The organism is Sphingomonas glaciei (assembly GCF_023380025.1).
Lineage (GTDB): Bacteria > Pseudomonadota > Alphaproteobacteria > Sphingomonadales > Sphingomonadaceae > Sphingomicrobium > Sphingomicrobium glaciei.
The window spans coordinates 2,555,225-2,570,833 of sequence record NZ_CP097253.1 but is presented as its reverse complement, the minus strand read 5'-3'; the positions used below and the strand labels follow the sequence as shown (position 1 = coordinate 2,570,833).

The window sequence follows — 15,609 nt, the reverse complement described above, 5'->3', positions numbered from 1 at the left end:
CACCCACCTTGGCGGCACAAGCGAAAATGTTAACTCTTGTGCCGATTTTGGGGCGGAGCGTGGCGGCGGGGACTCATGCGTCCCGCAATGGGACGCTCATCCCTTGTTGCCACGAATGGCGGAAACAAAGCGATTGAACAGCCCGCCGCTGGTCTTTTCGTTGCGCGCGACCGGCAATGCGAGGTCGCGGATGTCGCCGCCCTGCCCCTGGCTGGCAAGGATCGCCAGGCCGACCAGGCTGCTGAAAGCGGGTCCGCTGTGTGCATCGGGAAGCCCGGTGATCGCCTTGGGCCGCCCGACTCGGACGGCGCGGCCAAGCACGCCCTGCATATAGTCGGCGATATTCTTCAATTCCGCGCCGCCGCCAGTCAGCACCACCTGGCCCCCGACCGGCTTGACGAAGCCCATGTCCTTGAGCGCCTCGTCGACCGCCGCGGTGATGCGCTCGACCCGCTGGCGGATGACGGTCATCAATTGCGCACGGCTGATGCGCAGCGGCTCGGCCCCGTCTTCCGACCCGATCGGAAGCGCTTCAACCACTTCGTGATTGTCGCGCGGGGAGGTCATCGCCGATCCGTGGAAGCATTTGATCCGCTCGGCATCGCGGCGCCGAACTCCGAAGGCGGCGGCAATGTCGTCGGTGATGTCCTTGGCGCCCAGCGGGACCGAGCGCAGCGCGACCAGCATGCCCCCGGCGTGGAGCGAGATGTTGGTGACCTCGGCCCCCAGCTCCACCAATGCGACACCCAGGTCGCGCTCCTCGGCGCTGAGGCAGGCGAGCCCGGCCGCGACCGGCGAGGCGACGATCGCACGGACTCCCAGATGCGCCTGGCGGATGGTGAGGTCGACATTGCGCAATGGCGCCTCGTCGGCCGCGATGACGTGGATGTCAACGCCCAGCCGGCTGGCATGCATGCCGACCGGCGAGCGGACGCCTTCGACGTCGTCGATGGTGTACATCGCCGGATTGGCGTGGAGCACGACCTGCCCCGCGCGATCGACCGCGGCGCGGCCGCTGCGCAGCAGCTCCTCGACGTCCGAGCCTTCGACCTGATGACCGCCGACCTCGACCTCGACCATCGCGAGGCCGCTGCTGAGGCCGCCGGCGCCATAGCTCGCCCACACGTCGTCGATCGTCTGGCCGCTCATCCGCTCGGCCTGCTCGACCGCTTCGCGGACCGCGACCTCGGTCGCTTCCATGTCGGTGACGAAGCCGCGCTTGACCCCGCGGCTTTGCCGCTGGCCGGTGCCGAGCACGCGCGGGCGCCCTTCCTCGTCCAGCGTGCAGACGAGGGCGGACACCTTGGAGGAGCCGATGTCGAGGGCGCCGATCAACAGCGGCGCATCACGGTTGGCCATCAGTTTGCGGGCTCCACCGTGCCGGCGGGCGGCGGCGTCGCGCCCGGGGGTACCCGGACGATCATCTTGCCCGGCACGCGCAGGTCGAAGCGGATCATGTCCCGCCCGAGCAGCCCGACCGAGCGGTCCATCTTGGCAAAGCGCTGGAGCGCGCGCGTCGCGGCGGCGGTGGTTTCGGGCAGCGACACCGTTTCCCCCGTGGCGAAGCTCAAGTCCCAGCGGCGATCCCCGATCCAGGTCGCCGAGGCGAGCTGCGGCTCGAGCGTCGGCACGCCGTTCAGGATCTGGCGCAGCGACACCGCCTGGCGGTTGGCGCCGGGTCCGACGAGCAGGGGCAATTCGGGCATCTTGTCGACCGGAACGGCGTCGAGCACCACGCCCTCGCCGTCGATCAGGTTCAATCGTCCCTGATGCTGCCACACCGCCGAGGGGGTGCGTTCGACGAGGTCGATTACCAGGCTGTCGGGCAGGCGGCGCGACACGCGAGCGTCCTTGACCCAGCCGAACTGCAGCAGGGTCTCGCGGATCCGGTCGAGGTCGACCAGCGCCTGCGCCGGTTCGTCGGTCGAGATCGGCGCTTCCTCGGCCGCGCGGCGAAGTTCGTCGGTGACCACCGCGTCGACCTTGCGGCGGTCGAGGTTCTTGAGGCCGACGATCTGGTAGCTGGCGACCTTGAAACCCGCCTCGCCGGTCGCGGCGCCGGTCGCGCGCAACGCCTTGCCCGGCAGGTCGAGCGCGATCAGCGCGACGATCGCCATGACCGCGACCAGCCCGAGGAAGGCATAGCGGGCAAGCTTGCCGCTGCCTTCGGGCCAAGGCGACGGTGCGGCCTTGGCCGGAGCCTTGCGAGGACGGGGCTTGCCCGTCCCCCGGCCCTTGGCCGCCGCCGGGCGCCGGATGGTCTGTGCGTTCACTTGGCCGGTCCGGAGGCAAGCGCTTCGGCGATGATCCGCTCGACCAGTTCGCCATAGGGAATGCCGCGCTGTTTGGCCTGCTCGGGCACCAGGCTCAAGGGAGTCATGCCCGGCTGCGTGTTGACCTCGAGCAGGTAGAGGCCGGCCTCGCCCTGTTCGTCGTCCCAGCGAAAATCCGACCGGCTGGCGCCCTTGCAGCCAAGCGCGCGGTGAGCGAGCAAAGCCATGTCGAGCATCGCTTGGGTAATATCTTCAGGCACTTCGGCCGGGCAGACATGCTCGGTCAGGCCGTCGGTATATTTGGCGGCAAAGTCGTAGAAGTCGGCCTTGGGCTTCAGCTCGGTGACGCACAGCGCCTCGTCGCCCAGCACTGCGACCGTCAGCTCGCGCCCCTTGATGAAGGGCTCGGCCAGCAGCTCGTCGAAGTCGTTCCACGGGCCGGGCGTGCCGCGCCCGATTGGCGAGCCATGATTGCCACCCTCGTGGATGATCGCGACGCCGACCGACGAGCCCTCGTTGACCGGCTTCAGCACATAGGGCCGGGGAATCGGATCGCGCTCGAACAAGGACTCGGAGCGGACCATCGTGCCCTGCGGCATGCGCACACCGGCCGGGACCAGCAGCAGCTTGGTCAATTCCTTGTCGATCGCGATCGCCGAGGTGCTGAGCCCGCTGTGGGTATAGGCAATGCCCATCAGGTCTAGCATGCCCTGCACCGTGCCGTCTTCGCCCGGATGGCCGTGCAGCGCATTGAACACGATGTCGGGGCGCAGTTCCTCCAGCACCCGGGCGACGTTGCGGTCCATGTCGACCTCGGTGACACTGGTCCAGCCGCGTGTCCGCAGCGCGGCGGCGACGCCCTTGCCGCTCATCAGCGACACTTCGCGCTCGGAGGACCAGCCGCCCATCAGGACGACGACATGCAGGTCCCTTTTCGCCACGCTCACTTTGCCACTCCCACGCGCTGGATTTCCCATTCAAGTTCGGTGCCGCTGTGTGCCCGCACCAGGGCGCGAACTTCCTCGCCCAGCGCTTCGATGTCCGCGCTGGTGGCGGTACCGAGGTTCAGGAGGAAGTTGCAATGTTTCTCGCTGACCTGCGCGTCGCCGATCGTCAGCCCGCGGCATCCGGCGGCGTCGATCACTTCCCACGCCTTTTTCGGCAGGGGGTTCTTGAAGGTCGATCCGCCGGTCTTGCTGCGCAGCGGCTGCGACGCCTCGCGCGCGGCGGCGATACGGTCCATCTCGGCCTGCACGGCGTCGGGCTCGGCGGGCTGGCCGCGGAAGATGGCGGACACCACGATGGCGCCCGCGGGCAGATTGGAATGGCGATAGGTGTAGCCAAGCTCGTCGCCGGTCAGCGTCACCAGCTCGCCCGAGCGAAGCACGACCTGGGCCTCGACCAATATGTCCTTCACCTCGCGGCCATAGGCGCCGCCGTTCATCCGCACGAACCCGCCGACCGTGCCGGGGATCGAGCGCAGGAACTCGATCCCGCCGATCCCCGCGTCGCGCGCCGAGGAGGAAACCAGGATCCCGCTCGCCCCGCCGCCGCACTCCAGCGTCACTTCGTCCACCCGGCGCACCCTGGCGAACGGCTTGCCGAGCCGGACCACCACGCCCGGCACTCCACCATCGCGAACGATGAGGTTGGAGCCGAGCCCGAGCGCCATGACCGGCGTCGCGGGATCGAGATCACGCAGGAACGCTTGCAGGTCTGCGGCGTCGGCCGGCTCGAATAGCGTCTCGGCCGCACCGCCCGACTTGAACCAGACGAGAGGCGCGAGAGGCGCCTGCGGGGTGAGCCGGCCGCGTACCTCGGACGGGTGGAAAAGGTGCGCCACGCTCATGCGTCCGCCAGCGCCGACTTGCAGTTGCGCTCGTGCTGGATAGCCTCCGCCAGACCCGCCGCCCACTTGGTGATGTCGCCTGCCCCCATGCAGATCACCAGGTCGCCCTCGGCGGCCAGGTCGCGCAAGGTCCGGGCGAGGTCGGCGGCCCCGTCCACCGTCTGGACCATCCGGTGGCCGTGGGCGCGGATGCCCTCGGCCAGCGCAGCGGCGTCGACGCCCTCGATCGGCTCCTCGCCGGCGGCATAGACCGGGGCGACTAGCACCGCGTCGGCCTCGATGAAGGCGTTGGCGAAATCCTCCATCAGGTCGCGCAGGCGGGTGAAGCGGTGCGGCTGGACCACCGCGATGACCCGGCCACCCGGGGCACCGGCCTCGGAGCAAGGCTGGGAGGAAGCGCTGTCGCGGGCGGCGGACAGTACCGCGCGGATCTCCACCGGGTGATGGGCATAATCGTCGATGATCACCGTGCCGCCCACGTCGCCGACCCGGGTGAAGCGCCGCTTGACCCCGCCGAACTTGGCGAAGCCGGTGGCGATGCATTCGTCGCTGAGGCCGAGCTCGAGCCCGACCGCGATCGCCGCCAGCGCATTCTGGACGTTGTGGCGGCCCGGCATCGGCAGGCTGACGCCCTCGATCCGCCGCCGCTCGCCCGACCGCTCCAGCACCAAGGCGTCGAACCGGGCCACGCCGCCCTCGGTCACGACATTGTCGGCGCGCAGATCGGCCGCGGCGGAGAAGCCGTAGGTGACAACCCGCCGGTCCTTGATCCGGCTCAGCAGGTTGGCGACCTCCGGATGGTCGATGCACATCACCGCCAGCCCGTAGAAAGGCACGTTCTCGATGAACTCGACGAACGCGTCCCGGGCGCGATCGAAGTCGCCATAATGGTCGAGATGCTCGGGGTCGATGTTGGTGACCACCGCGATGGTCCCATCCAGGCGCAGGAAGCTGCCGTCGCTTTCGTCGGCCTCGACCACCATCCACTCGCCCTTGCCGAGCCGGGCGTTGGAACCATAGGCATTGATGATCCCGCCGTTGATCACCGTCGGGTCGAGCCCGCCGGCGTCGAGCAGCGCCGCGACCATCGAGGTCGTGGTCGTCTTGCCGTGGGTGCCGGCGACGGCGACCGTATTCTGCATCCGCATCAGCTCGGCCAGCATCTCGGCCCTGCGGACCCGGGGCAGGCGGCGGCGGGCGGCTTCCTCGACCTCGGGGTTGTCGGGCCGGATGGCGGTGGAGGTCACCACCACCGCCGCGTCGCCAAGATTGTCGGCGCTCTGCCCGATCATCACCGGGATGCCGGCCTTGCGCAGCCCTTCGGTGACATAGCTTTCAGCGCTGTCCGAGCCTTGCACGGTGTAACCGAGGTGGTGCATCACCTCGGCGATGCCGGACATGCCGATCCCGCCGATGCCGACGAAATGGATGGTGCCGATGTCGGTGCCGACCGCCTTCATGCCGCCGCTCCCGCCGGGGCCATGGTGGCGGGCGCCGCCGAACGCTTGATCGCCCGACCGATGAAAGCGGGCCGGTCGCCCTGCCCGATCCGCTCGACCAGGTCGGCGAGATCGCGCGCGGCGTGAGGACGGCCGACCGACAGTGCGCGGGCGGCGGCATTGTTGAGCGCTTCGGGATCGGCGGCGAGCGCCTCGATCTGGCGGGCAAGCTCATGCGGGGTGAATTGCGGCTGCGGGATCATCCGCGCGCCGCCGGCCCGCGCCAGCTCACGCGCATTGGCGGTCTGGTGGTCGTCGGTGGCGATCGGCAGTGGAACGAGGATCGACGGGCGCCCGGCGGCGGTCAGTTCGGCGATGGTCGAGGCGCCGGCGCGGCCGATCATCAGGTGGCACTCACCCAGCTTGGAATCCATGTCGTGAAGGTAGGTCGCAAGTTCGGCCGGAATGCCGAGCTCTTGATAGGTTTCGCGCACCCGGTCGAGGTCGTCGGGGCGGCACTGCTGGGTGACCTGCAGGCGGTGGCGCAGCGTGTCGCCGAGCTCGCCGAGACCCGCGGGCACGACTTCGCCGAGAACGGTCGCGCCCTGGCTGCCGCCGGTGACCAGCAGCTTCAGCGGCGCGGTGTCGTCGAAGGCTGGGAACGGCAATTCGCCCAGCCGGACGATGCTGGCGCGGACCGGATTGCCGACCAGGCTGGCCTTGATCTCGTGTCCGGGCTTCAGCCGGTTAACCCGCTCATAGGCGGTGGCGATGGCGGCTGCGTCGTTCGCCAGCAGGCGGTTGACCCGGCCCAGCACCGCATTCTGTTCATGCAGGACGGTCGGGATATTCATCGACGACGCCGCGAGCAGTGCCGGGAAGGCGGGATAGCCGCCGAAGCCGATGACCGCGTCGGGTCGGTGTTCGCGGTACAGCGCCTTGGCCGCACGCCGCCCTTCCATGACCGAGCGCAGCGCCTTGAGCATGCCCCACGGCGTCTTGCTCAGTCGCCCGGCGGGGATGACCCGCACCTCGACCCCTTGGAAGAGGCCGGGAATCCGATAGCCGCGGGCGTCGGTGATCAGCAGCACGCCGTGCCCGCGCGCCTTGAGTTCGGCGGCGAGCGCATGCGCAGGAATCATGTGCCCGCCGGTTCCGCCGGCCGCGAGGACGAAGTTCATCCCTTCCGCTTAGCGCCCCTCGCTCCACTTCACCACATAGGGCGACCTTTTGAGATAGGGGTTGGCGCGGGTGAAGGCGAGCAACAGCCCCATCCCGATCGACAAGGCCAGCATCGACGAACCGCCGTAGGAGATGAACGGCAGGGTCATGCCCTTGGAAGGGGCGAGCTGGACGTTGACCGCCATGTTGATCAGCGCCTGAAGCCCGAACTGGCAGGCCAGCCCGGCGGCGGCGAGCACTGCGAAAGGCTCGTCCTCGTCGAGCAGCTTGACCAGCACCCGAACCACGATCGCGCAATAGATGACCGCGATCGCCATGCAGGCGATCAGCCCGAACTCCTCGCCGATCACCGAGAAGATGTAGTCGGTGTGCGGTTCGGGCAGGTGGAACTTGCGGGTACCGCCGCCCGGACCCATGCCCAGAAGCCCGCCCGCGGTCAGCGTGCGCATCGCATTCTCGACCTGGAAATTGTCGCCCTCGCCGAACAGGAAGCCGTCGATCCGGACCTGCGCCACGTCGTAGAAGAAATAGGCGAGCACGATCCCGACCACGCCGGCCAGCGCCATCAGGCCGAGCATCCGGACGTTGGCCCCGGCCAGCGCGATCATCACCACGAACACCGTGCCGAAGATGATGGTCGACCCGAAGTCGGGCTGGATCATCAGCAGCACCGCGACCAGGCCGGTCAGCGCGCCCGACAGGATCATCACCGGCAGCCCCTTGTCCTTTTCCTTCAGGCTGAGGATCCAGGCCAGGGTGACGATGAAGAAGGGCTTCAGGAACTCCGACGGCTGGACCTGTGCGAAGCCGAACCCGATCCAGCGCCGCGCGCCGTTCACTTCCGGCCCGATCAGCGGCACCAAGAACATCGCCCCGATGCACCCCGCGCAGCCAAGCAGGCACCATTGCCGCAGCCGTTCGCGCGGCATCATCGAAATGACGATCATCACCGGGATCGACAGCGTCAGCCACACCAGCTGGCGGTAGAAATAGTAAAGCGGGGCGAAGGTCACACTCCCGCCCGAATAGCGCTGCGCGGCGGCGGGCGAGGCTGCGGCGACCGCGACCAGCCCGACCGCGATCAGCACCGCGACCAGCACGAGGAGGACCCGGTCGATCTCCCAGAACCAGCGGCCCACCGCCGAGCGGTCGGCGCGGCCGTAGCGATTGCTCGTGTCGATCGGAAAGGCCTTCGCCAGAACGCCGTTCATAATGCCCCCACCAAGGCCTTGAAGGCCTCCCCGCGCGCCTCGAAGTCCCGGAACTGGTCGAACGAGGCGCAGGCCGGGGAGAGTAGAACAACCTCACCCGGCTGTGAATCCTCAGCGGAACATTTCACCGCATTTTCCAGCGTTTCCGACTCGAACACGTCGACGCCCCGTTCGCGCAGGAGGCGGGCGAACAGCGGCCCGGCCTCGCCGATGGTGTAGGCTCGCAAGACGTGGTCGAGGTGCTTGGCGGTATCGCCCAGCTCCTTGGTCTTGGCCTGCCCGCCGACGATCCAGCGAATATGCGGGTAAGCGGCGAGCGCGGGCGCTGCGGCTTCGGCATTGGTCGCCTTGCTGTCGTTGACGAAGAGCGTACCGCCGATTTCGCGCACGCGCTCCATGCGGTGGGGCAGGCCCGGGTAGCTGCGCAGGCCGGCCGCGATCGCCTCCTCGCTCAGTCCCAGCCAGGCCGTCGTCTCGATGGCGGCGGCGGCATTCTGCTCATTGTGCGGCCCTTGCAGCGCCGGCCACTCCCCGGGGTCATAGCCGGAGGGGAGAGTGAGCCCGTTAAACCCGGCGGCCGGCGCCACGAGTCCGCGCTCAAACAGGCTCCAGTCGACCAAGGCGGTCTGGTCTGCCGATTGCATCTCGAACAACCGCGCCTTGCTCGCCGCATAGGCCTCGAAGCTGGCGTACCGATCCAGATGATCCGGCGTGATGTTGAGCAGCACCGCGACATCGCAGTCGAGGCTCTGGGTCAGGTCGATCTGGTAGCTCGACAGCTCCAGCACATAGACCCCGCCTTCGGGCAACGGATCCTGCGCCAGGATCGGCAGCCCGATGTTGCCGCCCATGGTCGTCGGCACGCCGGCGGTTTCGAGGATGTGGTGGACCAGCGCGGTCGTGGTGCTCTTGCCGTTCGTGCCGGTGATCCCGACTACCTTGTGCGGCGGCAGCTCGGGCCGGGCGCGGGCGAACAATTCGATGTCGCCGATGATCTCCACCCCCGCCGCCCGCGCCCGGGCCGCGATCGGATGCGTATTGAGCGGCACGCCGGGCGAGACGACGAGGCTGTCGAACTGCGACAGATCGGCAGTGTCGAGGTCGAGCAGTGCCGCGCCTTCTGCCTTGGCTCGCGCGTCCTCGCTGCGGTCCCACGCCGTCACCTCCGCCCCGCTCGCCACCAGCGCGCGCACGGTCGCCAAGCCGGAGCGGGCGAGGCCGTAGACGGCGTAACGCTTGCCCGCCCAGGCCCCGGCTGTGATCACCGCAGCTTCAGCGTCGACAGCCCGGCCAGCGCCAGCACGAAGGCGATGATCCAGAAGCGAATCACGACGGTCGGCTCGCTCCAGCCCTTATGCTCGAAATGGTGGTGGATCGGCGCCATCAGGAACACCCGCCGCCCGGTCCTTTTGTAGACCGCGACCTGGATGATGACGCTCATCGCCTCGACCACGAAGAGGCCGCCAATGATCGCCAGCACGAATTCATGGTGCGCCGCGACCGCCACCGCACCCAGCGCCCCGCCCAGCGCCAGGCTGCCCGTATCACCCATGAACACCGCCGCCGGGGGCGCATTGAACCACAGGAACGCAAGGCACGCCCCGACCGTCGCCAGCAGCAGGACGGTCAGGTCGCCGACCCCCTTCACATGCGGGATGCCGAGGTAGGGCGCGAAGCGCGCGTCGCCGCACAGATAGACGATCAGCGTGAAGGCCAGCGCGGCGATCACCACCGGCATGGTCGCCAACCCGTCGAGCCCGTCGGTCAGGTTCACCGCATTGCCGAAGGCGACGATCACGAACGCGCCGAAGATGACGTAGAACCAGCCGAGGTCCATCACCGGCCCCTGCACGAACGGCAGGTAGAGGTTGGTCCCCGAGACCCGCACCATCAGCCACGTCGCGAAGCCCGCGATCAGGAATTCCAGCAGCAGCCGGACCTTGCCCGGGATTCCGGCATGGTGCGCCTTCTTAACCTTGTCGTAATCGTCCATGAACCCGATCGCGCCGAACCCGGCGGTGACCAGCAGGCAGGCCCAAACGAACGGGCTGGCAAGGTCCATCCACAATAGGCAGGAAATCGTCACCGAGACCAGGATCAGCAGCCCGCCCATGGTCGGCGTGCCGCGCTTGGCGAGGTGGGTCTGCGGGCCGTCGGCACGGATCGGCTGGCCCTTGCCCTGGCGCACGCGCAGGTAGTTGATGAACCACGGGCCGATCAGCAGCCCGATCGCCAGCGCGGTCGCGGTCGCCGCACCGGCCCGGAAGCTGATGTAGCGGATGAGGTTCAGGAGCCCCGGAAAACCCAGATATTCGGCAATAAGGTACAGCATCAGGCCGAGCCCCCTGCCACCCGTTCGACTAAGGAGGCAAGGCCGATGCCGTTGGACGCCTTGACCAGCACGGCATCCCCTGCGCCGAGCCGTGCCACCAGCGCGTCGGTGGCCTCGGCGGCGGTGGCGACCAGCGTCACCGGCAGCTTGCCGTCGAGCGCGGCGGCCAGCGGGCGGGTCGCCTCGCCGACTAGAATCACTTCGTCGACCTTTGCCTCGAGGATGGCGGGGGCCAGCCCGGCATGCGCCTCGTCGCTGAACTCGCCCAGTTCGAGCATGGTGCCGAGCACCGCCAGCCGTCGCCCGTCGACCCGCTCGCCCGCCAGGCTGCCCAGTGTCGCGGCCATGCTGACCGGATTGGCGTTGTAGCTTTCGTCGATCAGCAGGGCATGCCCGCCTTCGACCGCAACCCGGTGGCGCTGGCCCCGGCCCTTGAGCCCGCCCATGTCGCCCAGCGCCAGCCCCGCGGCGGCAAGGTCGGCGCCGACCGCCTCGACCGCTGCCAGCACCGCCAGGCTGTTGCCGACCCAATGCTCGCCCGGCTGCGCGATGGTATAGGTCAGGTCAGCGCTGCCCAGGCGGGCGGTGACCAGGCTTCCGCCCTTGTCGCTGCGCACCGCGTGAAGCGCGCTGACGTCGGCATCCCCCGACCCGAAGGTGACCATCGTCTCGGCATGGCGCCGCGCGGCTTTCAGCAGGCGGTCGCGGTACGGGCTGTTGTTGGGGATGATCGCGGTGCCGCCGGCTTCCAGCCCTTCGAAGATCTCGGCCTTGGCATCGGCGATCGCCTCGACGCTGCCGAGGTTCTCGATGTGGGCGGGGGCGATGGCGGTGATCAATGCGACGTGCGGGCGGACCATGGCGACCAACGTGCGGATCTCGCCCGCGTGATTCATACCCATCTCGAACACGCCGTAGACGCTGTCGCGCGGCATCCGCGCCAGGCTCAGCGGCACGCCGACATGGTTGTTGTAGCTCTTGAGCGAGCGGTGGACCCGGCCCGGATGGCGCCGGCCGAGCGCCGCGGCGAGCGCTTCCTTGGTGCCGGTCTTGCCGACCGATCCGGTAACCCCGAACACCTTGCCCGTCATCCGCGTCCGGCTCGCCCGCGCCAGTTGCTCGAGTGCCTTCGGAACGTCGGCGACCAGCACGTGCGGCCCCTCGACCGGCCGGCTGACGATCGCGCCCGCGGCGCCCTTGGCAAAGGCCCCGGGGACGAAATCATGCCCGTCGGCGACCGTCCCCGGCATGGCGACGAACAGCCAGCCCGGCTCCACCTCGCGGCTGTCGAAGGTGACACCCTTGACCTCGAACGGAGCGGAGGCGGTGCCGCCGGTCGCGTCCTCAATCTCGGCCGAGGTCCACAGGGGGGCGGTCACAGTGCCAAACCTCGTTCGTCCTGAGCGAAGTCGAAGGACGTTGGCGCAACCGTGCTTCGACTTCGCTCAGCACGAACGGTGAATTTGGCTGACGAGTAAGCCCTCACGCCGCGCACTCCCGCGCGACTTCCGCATCGTCGAACGGCATCACAGTGTCGCCGATGACCTGAACGGTTTCATGGCCCTTGCCGGCCAGCAGGACGATGTCGCCCTCGCGCGCTTCGGCGATGGCGGCGGCGATCGCGTCGCGGCGGCCGCCGATCTCGCGGGCGCCCGGCGCCCCGGCGAGGATCGCGCAGCGGATCGCGGCGGGGTCCTCGGTGCGCGGATTGTCGTCGGTCACGATCACCAAGTCGCTGCCATCCGCCGCCACCCGGCCCATCTCCGGCCGTTTGCCCGTGTCGCGGTCGCCGCCGGCGCCGAACAAAGTGATCAGCCGGCCCAGCACATGCGGCTTCAGCGCGGCGATCGCCGCCTCCAGCGCGTCGGGGGTATGGGCATAATCGATATAGACCGGCGCGCCAGCGGGGGTGATCACCGCCCGCTCCAGCCGGCCGCGGACCGGCGAAAGGCGGCCCATGCCAGCAAAGGTCTGCTTCCACTCGCCGCCGGTCGCCAGCGCCAGTCCGGCAGACACCAGCACGTTGGCGGCCTGATAGGCGCCGATCAGCGGCAGTTTGAGCGTCCAGTCCTTGCCGCCATGCCCCAGCACTAGGGTCTGGCCGAGCGGGCTTGCGGTGCGGCTCTTGAGGTCGATGGTCTCGCCCCCCGGTCCCACCGTCAGCACGGTGAGGCCGCGGCGGCGAGCGCGTTCGATCACCTCGGCGCTCCTGGGGTCGCCGGTCCACACCACCGCGGCGCCGCTGCTCTCCACCACCTCGTTGAACAACCGCATCTTGGCCTCGAAATAGGCCTCCATCGTGCCGTGATAGTCGAGGTGATCGCGCGAGAAATTGGTGAAGGCGGCGGCCGAGACACGAAGTCCCTCGCTGCGATACTGGTCCAGCCCGTGGCTCGACGCCTCATAGGCGACATGGCTGATGCCCATCGTCCTAAGGCCCGACAGGTTGCTGAGAAAGGTGACGATGTCGGGCGTGGTCAGCCCGGTCTTGACCTGCTCGTCGGCGGTGGTGACGCCCAATGTTCCGACCGAGGCCGAGCGGTGCCCGGCCATCCGCCACAATTGCCGGGTCATCTCGACGGTCGAGGTCTTGCCGTTGGTCCCGGTCACCGCGACCACCGTGTCGGGATAAGGCGCGAAGAATTTCGCGGCGAGAGCGGCGAAGCGGCGGCGCGGCTCGGCATCGGCGATATGCACCGCGCCCTCTACCTTGGCTTCGGGCCGCGCGATCACCGCCACCGCACCGGCCGCGATAGCAGCGTCGATATAGTCCTCGCCGTTACGCGCCGATCCGCGAAAGGCACCGAATACGGTGCCGGGCGCGACCTTGCGATGGTCGATGGCAAAGCCGGTCACCTCAACGTCAGCGGCAGCGGCGTCGAGAGCGGAAGCGTCGACGAGGTCGGTCAGTCGCATGGGGTGCGGCTACTTTTCTTCGCGGACGAACGGAAGCACTTCGTTCATGTTGGCGTCTCGCTTCATGTCCGGGCGCACGCCCAGCATCGGGGCGATCCGCGCCACCACCTTGCCGAAGGTCGGCGCGGCGTTCCAACCGGCGGTACGGAAGCCGTAGGTATCGGCCGTACCCTTGGGTTCGTCGAGCATCACCACCATCGCATAGCGCGGCTCGTCCATCGGGAAAACGCCGGCAAACGAGGTGATGTTCGCGGTCTTGGAATAGCGCCCGCCGATAATCTTCTCGGCCGTTCCGGTCTTGCCCCCGACACGATAGCCGACCGCGTCGGCCTTCTTGCCGGTACCCTTGGTCACCACCAGGCGCAGCAGCGCCCGCATCTTGTAGCTGGTTTCCTCGCTGAACACCCGGCGACCCTTGGCGACCGGATGCCCCTTGCCGACCTTGAGCAGAGTGGCCGGGCGATACAGCCCGCCATTGTACAGCGTCGCATAGCCGAGTGCGAGGTGAAGCGGGGTGACCGCGATGGCGTGGCCGAAGCCGACCGTCATGGTGGTCGACATGTCCCAGCCGCTCTTGGGAATGGTCAGCGAGCGGGCCCGTTCGGGCAGTTCGACCTCCACCTTGTCGAGGAAGCCCATGCCCTTGAGGAACTCGCGCATCGGGTCGGTGCCGACCTGCCCTGCGATCTGCGCGGTGCCGATGTTGGAGCTTTCCATCATGATCTCGGCGACCGAGCAGGGGCGTCCGAACGGATGCGTGTCGGTGACCGCGCGTCCGTTGGGGCGGAGGAAGCGGTCGTAGCAGGGATAGATCTGCCCCATCGACTTCACGTCGCCGGTGTCGAGCGCCATGGCGACGGTGAACGGCTTGAAGGTCGATCCCAGCTCGAACACGCCCAGCGTCGCGCGGTTGAAGCGCGCTTCGGGCTCCATGTTGCCGGCGATGTTGGGGTTGAGCTGCGGCAGGCTGGTCATCGCCAGCACCTCGCCGGTGTGGATGTCGAGCAGCACGCCAGCCGCGCCCAGCGCGTTGAATTGCGCCTTGGCTTCCAGCAGCTCATGCTCGAGCGCCTGCTGGACCCGGCTGCTGATCGACAGCGTCAGCGGCTCGCTGCGGGTGGCGGCATTGGACAGATATTTGTCCATGCCCCGCTCCATCCCCGACGCGCCATGGCCGTCGATGTCGGTAGAGCCGAGTACGTGGGCGGCAAGGTCGGTCTGCGGATACAGCCGGTCGGGCTCGCGGCTCAGCGCAATGCCCGGCTCACCCAATTCGTTCAGCGCCTGCACCAGCCGCGGCGCGGCGCGGCGGCGCAGATAGACGAAGCTCTTGCCCGAATTGATCTCGGCCAGCCAGCCGGCCGGATCTTTCTCGGGCATTAGCCGCGACAGCTCGACGCTCAGCGCCTTCTTGTCGCCGATCACTTTCGACGGCTGAAGCGCCACCGTCCAGCTGTCGATGGTGCGGGCCAGCGGCTGCCCGTCGCGGTCGACGATATCACCGCGCGACGGCACGTTGGAGGTGGCGGTGAGCTGGCGCCCGGCATGGTCACCGAACAGCCCCAGCCAGGTCAGCCGAAGCACGATCGCGAGGATCACGGCGCCGAAGATCAGCATGCCGACCATCAGCCGCTGGTGCATGATGCCGAGCAGCTGGCGCCGCTGCCCGACGAGCCTCAGGCGCTCGGGCCGGGCAGCGACGAGAGCGGGGGTCGGAGCGTTCATTGCCGGGCTTTGACGTCCTTGGGTTTCGCAGTCGCGGCCACGGCCTTGACCTTCTGGTCGGCCTTGGCACTGGCAGCCGAGGCCGGCTTTGCCGCGACCTTGGCCGCGGGTTCGGGCTTGGCCTTGGTCACCGTTACCGGCTTGGCGGGGGCCTTAGCAGGCACTGCCGCGACCTTCACCGGCTGCGGCTTGGCGGATAGCGCCTTATCCACAGTTTTCTCTGGCGCCGAGGGAAGCTCGCGCTTGTAGCTCGCGATCTGCATCAGGTCGCGAGCGGTCGGCCCGCCATTCTCTCTTTCGGACGTCTCCACACGCTGCGGCGTGCCGACCTGACGCGGAGCGGGGTCCGGCGCCGAGGCCAGCACCACCGGCGCCGCCGGGTCGACCTTCTTGCTCGGCGCGGCCAGCGTCGCCAACTGGAATTCGCCTTCGAGGAACTGGTGGGCCTGCGGCGCCGACAGCGCCAGCACCTTCACGTTCCAGCTCTCCAGCTGCTCCAGCCGCCCGCGGGTGCCGATCTCGGTCTGCAGCACGCGAATGTCGCGCTGCGCCACCACGATGCGGTTCTCCACCTGTTCGAGCGCGGCGCGCTCGGACGCGACCTTCAAGCTGACCATGTAGCAGCCGAGCGCCGTCCCGGCGACCGCCGCAACCCAGCCGACTTCACGAAAACCACGCATGG

13 protein-coding genes are annotated in these 15,609 nt (G+C 68.5%); all 13 read right to left on the bottom strand.

Translation table 11 applies throughout. The features are described 5' to 3' along the window. Positions 1-96 precede the first annotated feature (96 nt). A complete protein-coding gene (gene ftsA, locus M1K48_RS12595; RefSeq protein ID WP_249503550.1) occupies positions 97-1,359 on the bottom strand; it encodes a cell division protein FtsA in 1,263 nt (420 codons plus the stop codon). Beyond that, positions 1,359-2,273 (bottom strand): cell division protein FtsQ/DivIB, encoded by a 915-nt coding sequence (locus M1K48_RS12590; RefSeq protein WP_249503549.1) that lies wholly within the window; start codon positions 2,271-2,273, stop codon positions 1,359-1,361. Before M1K48_RS12590 ends, ftsA begins: the two co-directional genes overlap by 1 nt. After that, the gene (locus M1K48_RS12585) at positions 2,270-3,214 is read right to left on the bottom strand and encodes a D-alanine--D-alanine ligase (protein ID WP_249505261.1); all 945 of its coding nucleotides are present in this window, start codon (positions 3,212-3,214) and stop codon (positions 2,270-2,272) included. Before M1K48_RS12585 ends, M1K48_RS12590 begins: the two co-directional genes overlap by 4 nt. A gap of 2 nt (positions 3,215-3,216) precedes the next feature. Beyond that, entirely contained in the window at positions 3,217-4,122 is a 906-nt protein-coding gene (gene murB, locus M1K48_RS12580; RefSeq protein WP_249503548.1) for a UDP-N-acetylmuramate dehydrogenase, read from the bottom strand. After that, positions 4,119-5,582, bottom strand: a complete 1,464-nt coding sequence (gene murC, locus M1K48_RS12575) for a UDP-N-acetylmuramate--L-alanine ligase (protein ID WP_249503547.1) — start codon at positions 5,580-5,582, stop codon at positions 4,119-4,121. Before murC ends, murB begins: the two co-directional genes overlap by 4 nt. After that, on the bottom strand, positions 5,579-6,742 hold the full coding sequence (murG, locus tag M1K48_RS12570) for an undecaprenyldiphospho-muramoylpentapeptide beta-N-acetylglucosaminyltransferase (RefSeq protein ID WP_249503546.1): 1,164 nt from the start codon (positions 6,740-6,742) through the stop codon (positions 5,579-5,581). The genes murC and murG overlap by 4 nt, the downstream gene beginning before the upstream one ends. 9 nt (positions 6,743-6,751) lie before the next feature. Next, entirely contained in the window at positions 6,752-7,954 is a 1,203-nt protein-coding gene (locus M1K48_RS12565; protein ID WP_249503545.1) for an FtsW/RodA/SpoVE family cell cycle protein, read from the bottom strand. Continuing rightward, the gene (locus tag M1K48_RS12560) at positions 7,951-9,219 is read right to left on the bottom strand and encodes a Mur ligase family protein (RefSeq protein WP_249503544.1); all 1,269 of its coding nucleotides are present in this window, start codon (positions 9,217-9,219) and stop codon (positions 7,951-7,953) included. Before M1K48_RS12560 ends, M1K48_RS12565 begins: the two co-directional genes overlap by 4 nt. After that, a complete protein-coding gene (gene mraY, locus M1K48_RS12555) occupies positions 9,216-10,286 on the bottom strand; it encodes a phospho-N-acetylmuramoyl-pentapeptide-transferase (protein WP_249503543.1) in 1,071 nt (356 codons plus the stop codon). The genes M1K48_RS12560 and mraY overlap by 4 nt, the downstream gene beginning before the upstream one ends. Next, positions 10,286-11,665 (bottom strand): UDP-N-acetylmuramoyl-tripeptide--D-alanyl-D-alanine ligase, encoded by a 1,380-nt coding sequence (locus tag M1K48_RS12550; protein WP_249503542.1) that lies wholly within the window; start codon positions 11,663-11,665, stop codon positions 10,286-10,288. The genes mraY and M1K48_RS12550 overlap by 1 nt, the downstream gene beginning before the upstream one ends. A gap of 103 nt (positions 11,666-11,768) precedes the next feature. Further along, positions 11,769-13,202, bottom strand: a complete 1,434-nt coding sequence (locus M1K48_RS12545) for a UDP-N-acetylmuramoyl-L-alanyl-D-glutamate--2,6-diaminopimelate ligase (RefSeq protein WP_249503541.1) — start codon at positions 13,200-13,202, stop codon at positions 11,769-11,771. A gap of 9 nt (positions 13,203-13,211) precedes the next feature. Then, entirely contained in the window at positions 13,212-14,927 is a 1,716-nt protein-coding gene (locus tag M1K48_RS12540; protein WP_249503540.1) for a peptidoglycan D,D-transpeptidase FtsI family protein, read from the bottom strand. Next, entirely contained in the window at positions 14,924-15,607 is a 684-nt protein-coding gene (locus tag M1K48_RS12535) for a hypothetical protein (protein WP_249503539.1), read from the bottom strand. The genes M1K48_RS12540 and M1K48_RS12535 overlap by 4 nt, the downstream gene beginning before the upstream one ends. Positions 15,608-15,609 lie beyond the last annotated feature (2 nt).

What these genes read in the sequence shown, in the direction of transcription:
- murB (WP_249503548.1), bottom strand. Translation starts at nt 4,122, where the DNA reads ATGAGCGTGGCGCACCTTTTCCACCCGTCCGAGGTACGCGGCCGGCTC.
- M1K48_RS12535 (WP_249503539.1), bottom strand. Translation starts at nt 15,607, where the DNA reads ATGCGTGGTTTTCGTGAAGTCGGCTGGGTTGCGGCGGTCGCCGGGACG.
- M1K48_RS12565 (WP_249503545.1), bottom strand. Translation starts at nt 7,954, where the DNA reads ATGAACGGCGTTCTGGCGAAGGCCTTTCCGATCGACACGAGCAATCGC.
- M1K48_RS12545 (WP_249503541.1), bottom strand. Translation starts at nt 13,202, where the DNA reads ATGCGACTGACCGACCTCGTCGACGCTTCCGCTCTCGACGCCGCTGCC.
- mraY (WP_249503543.1), bottom strand. Translation starts at nt 10,286, where the DNA reads ATGCTGTACCTTATTGCCGAATATCTGGGTTTTCCGGGGCTCCTGAAC.
- murC (WP_249503547.1), bottom strand. Translation starts at nt 5,582, where the DNA reads ATGAAGGCGGTCGGCACCGACATCGGCACCATCCATTTCGTCGGCATC.
- ftsA (WP_249503550.1), bottom strand. Translation starts at nt 1,359, where the DNA reads ATGGCCAACCGTGATGCGCCGCTGTTGATCGGCGCCCTCGACATCGGC.
- M1K48_RS12540 (WP_249503540.1), bottom strand. Translation starts at nt 14,927, where the DNA reads ATGAACGCTCCGACCCCCGCTCTCGTCGCTGCCCGGCCCGAGCGCCTG.
- murG (WP_249503546.1), bottom strand. Translation starts at nt 6,742, where the DNA reads ATGAACTTCGTCCTCGCGGCCGGCGGAACCGGCGGGCACATGATTCCT.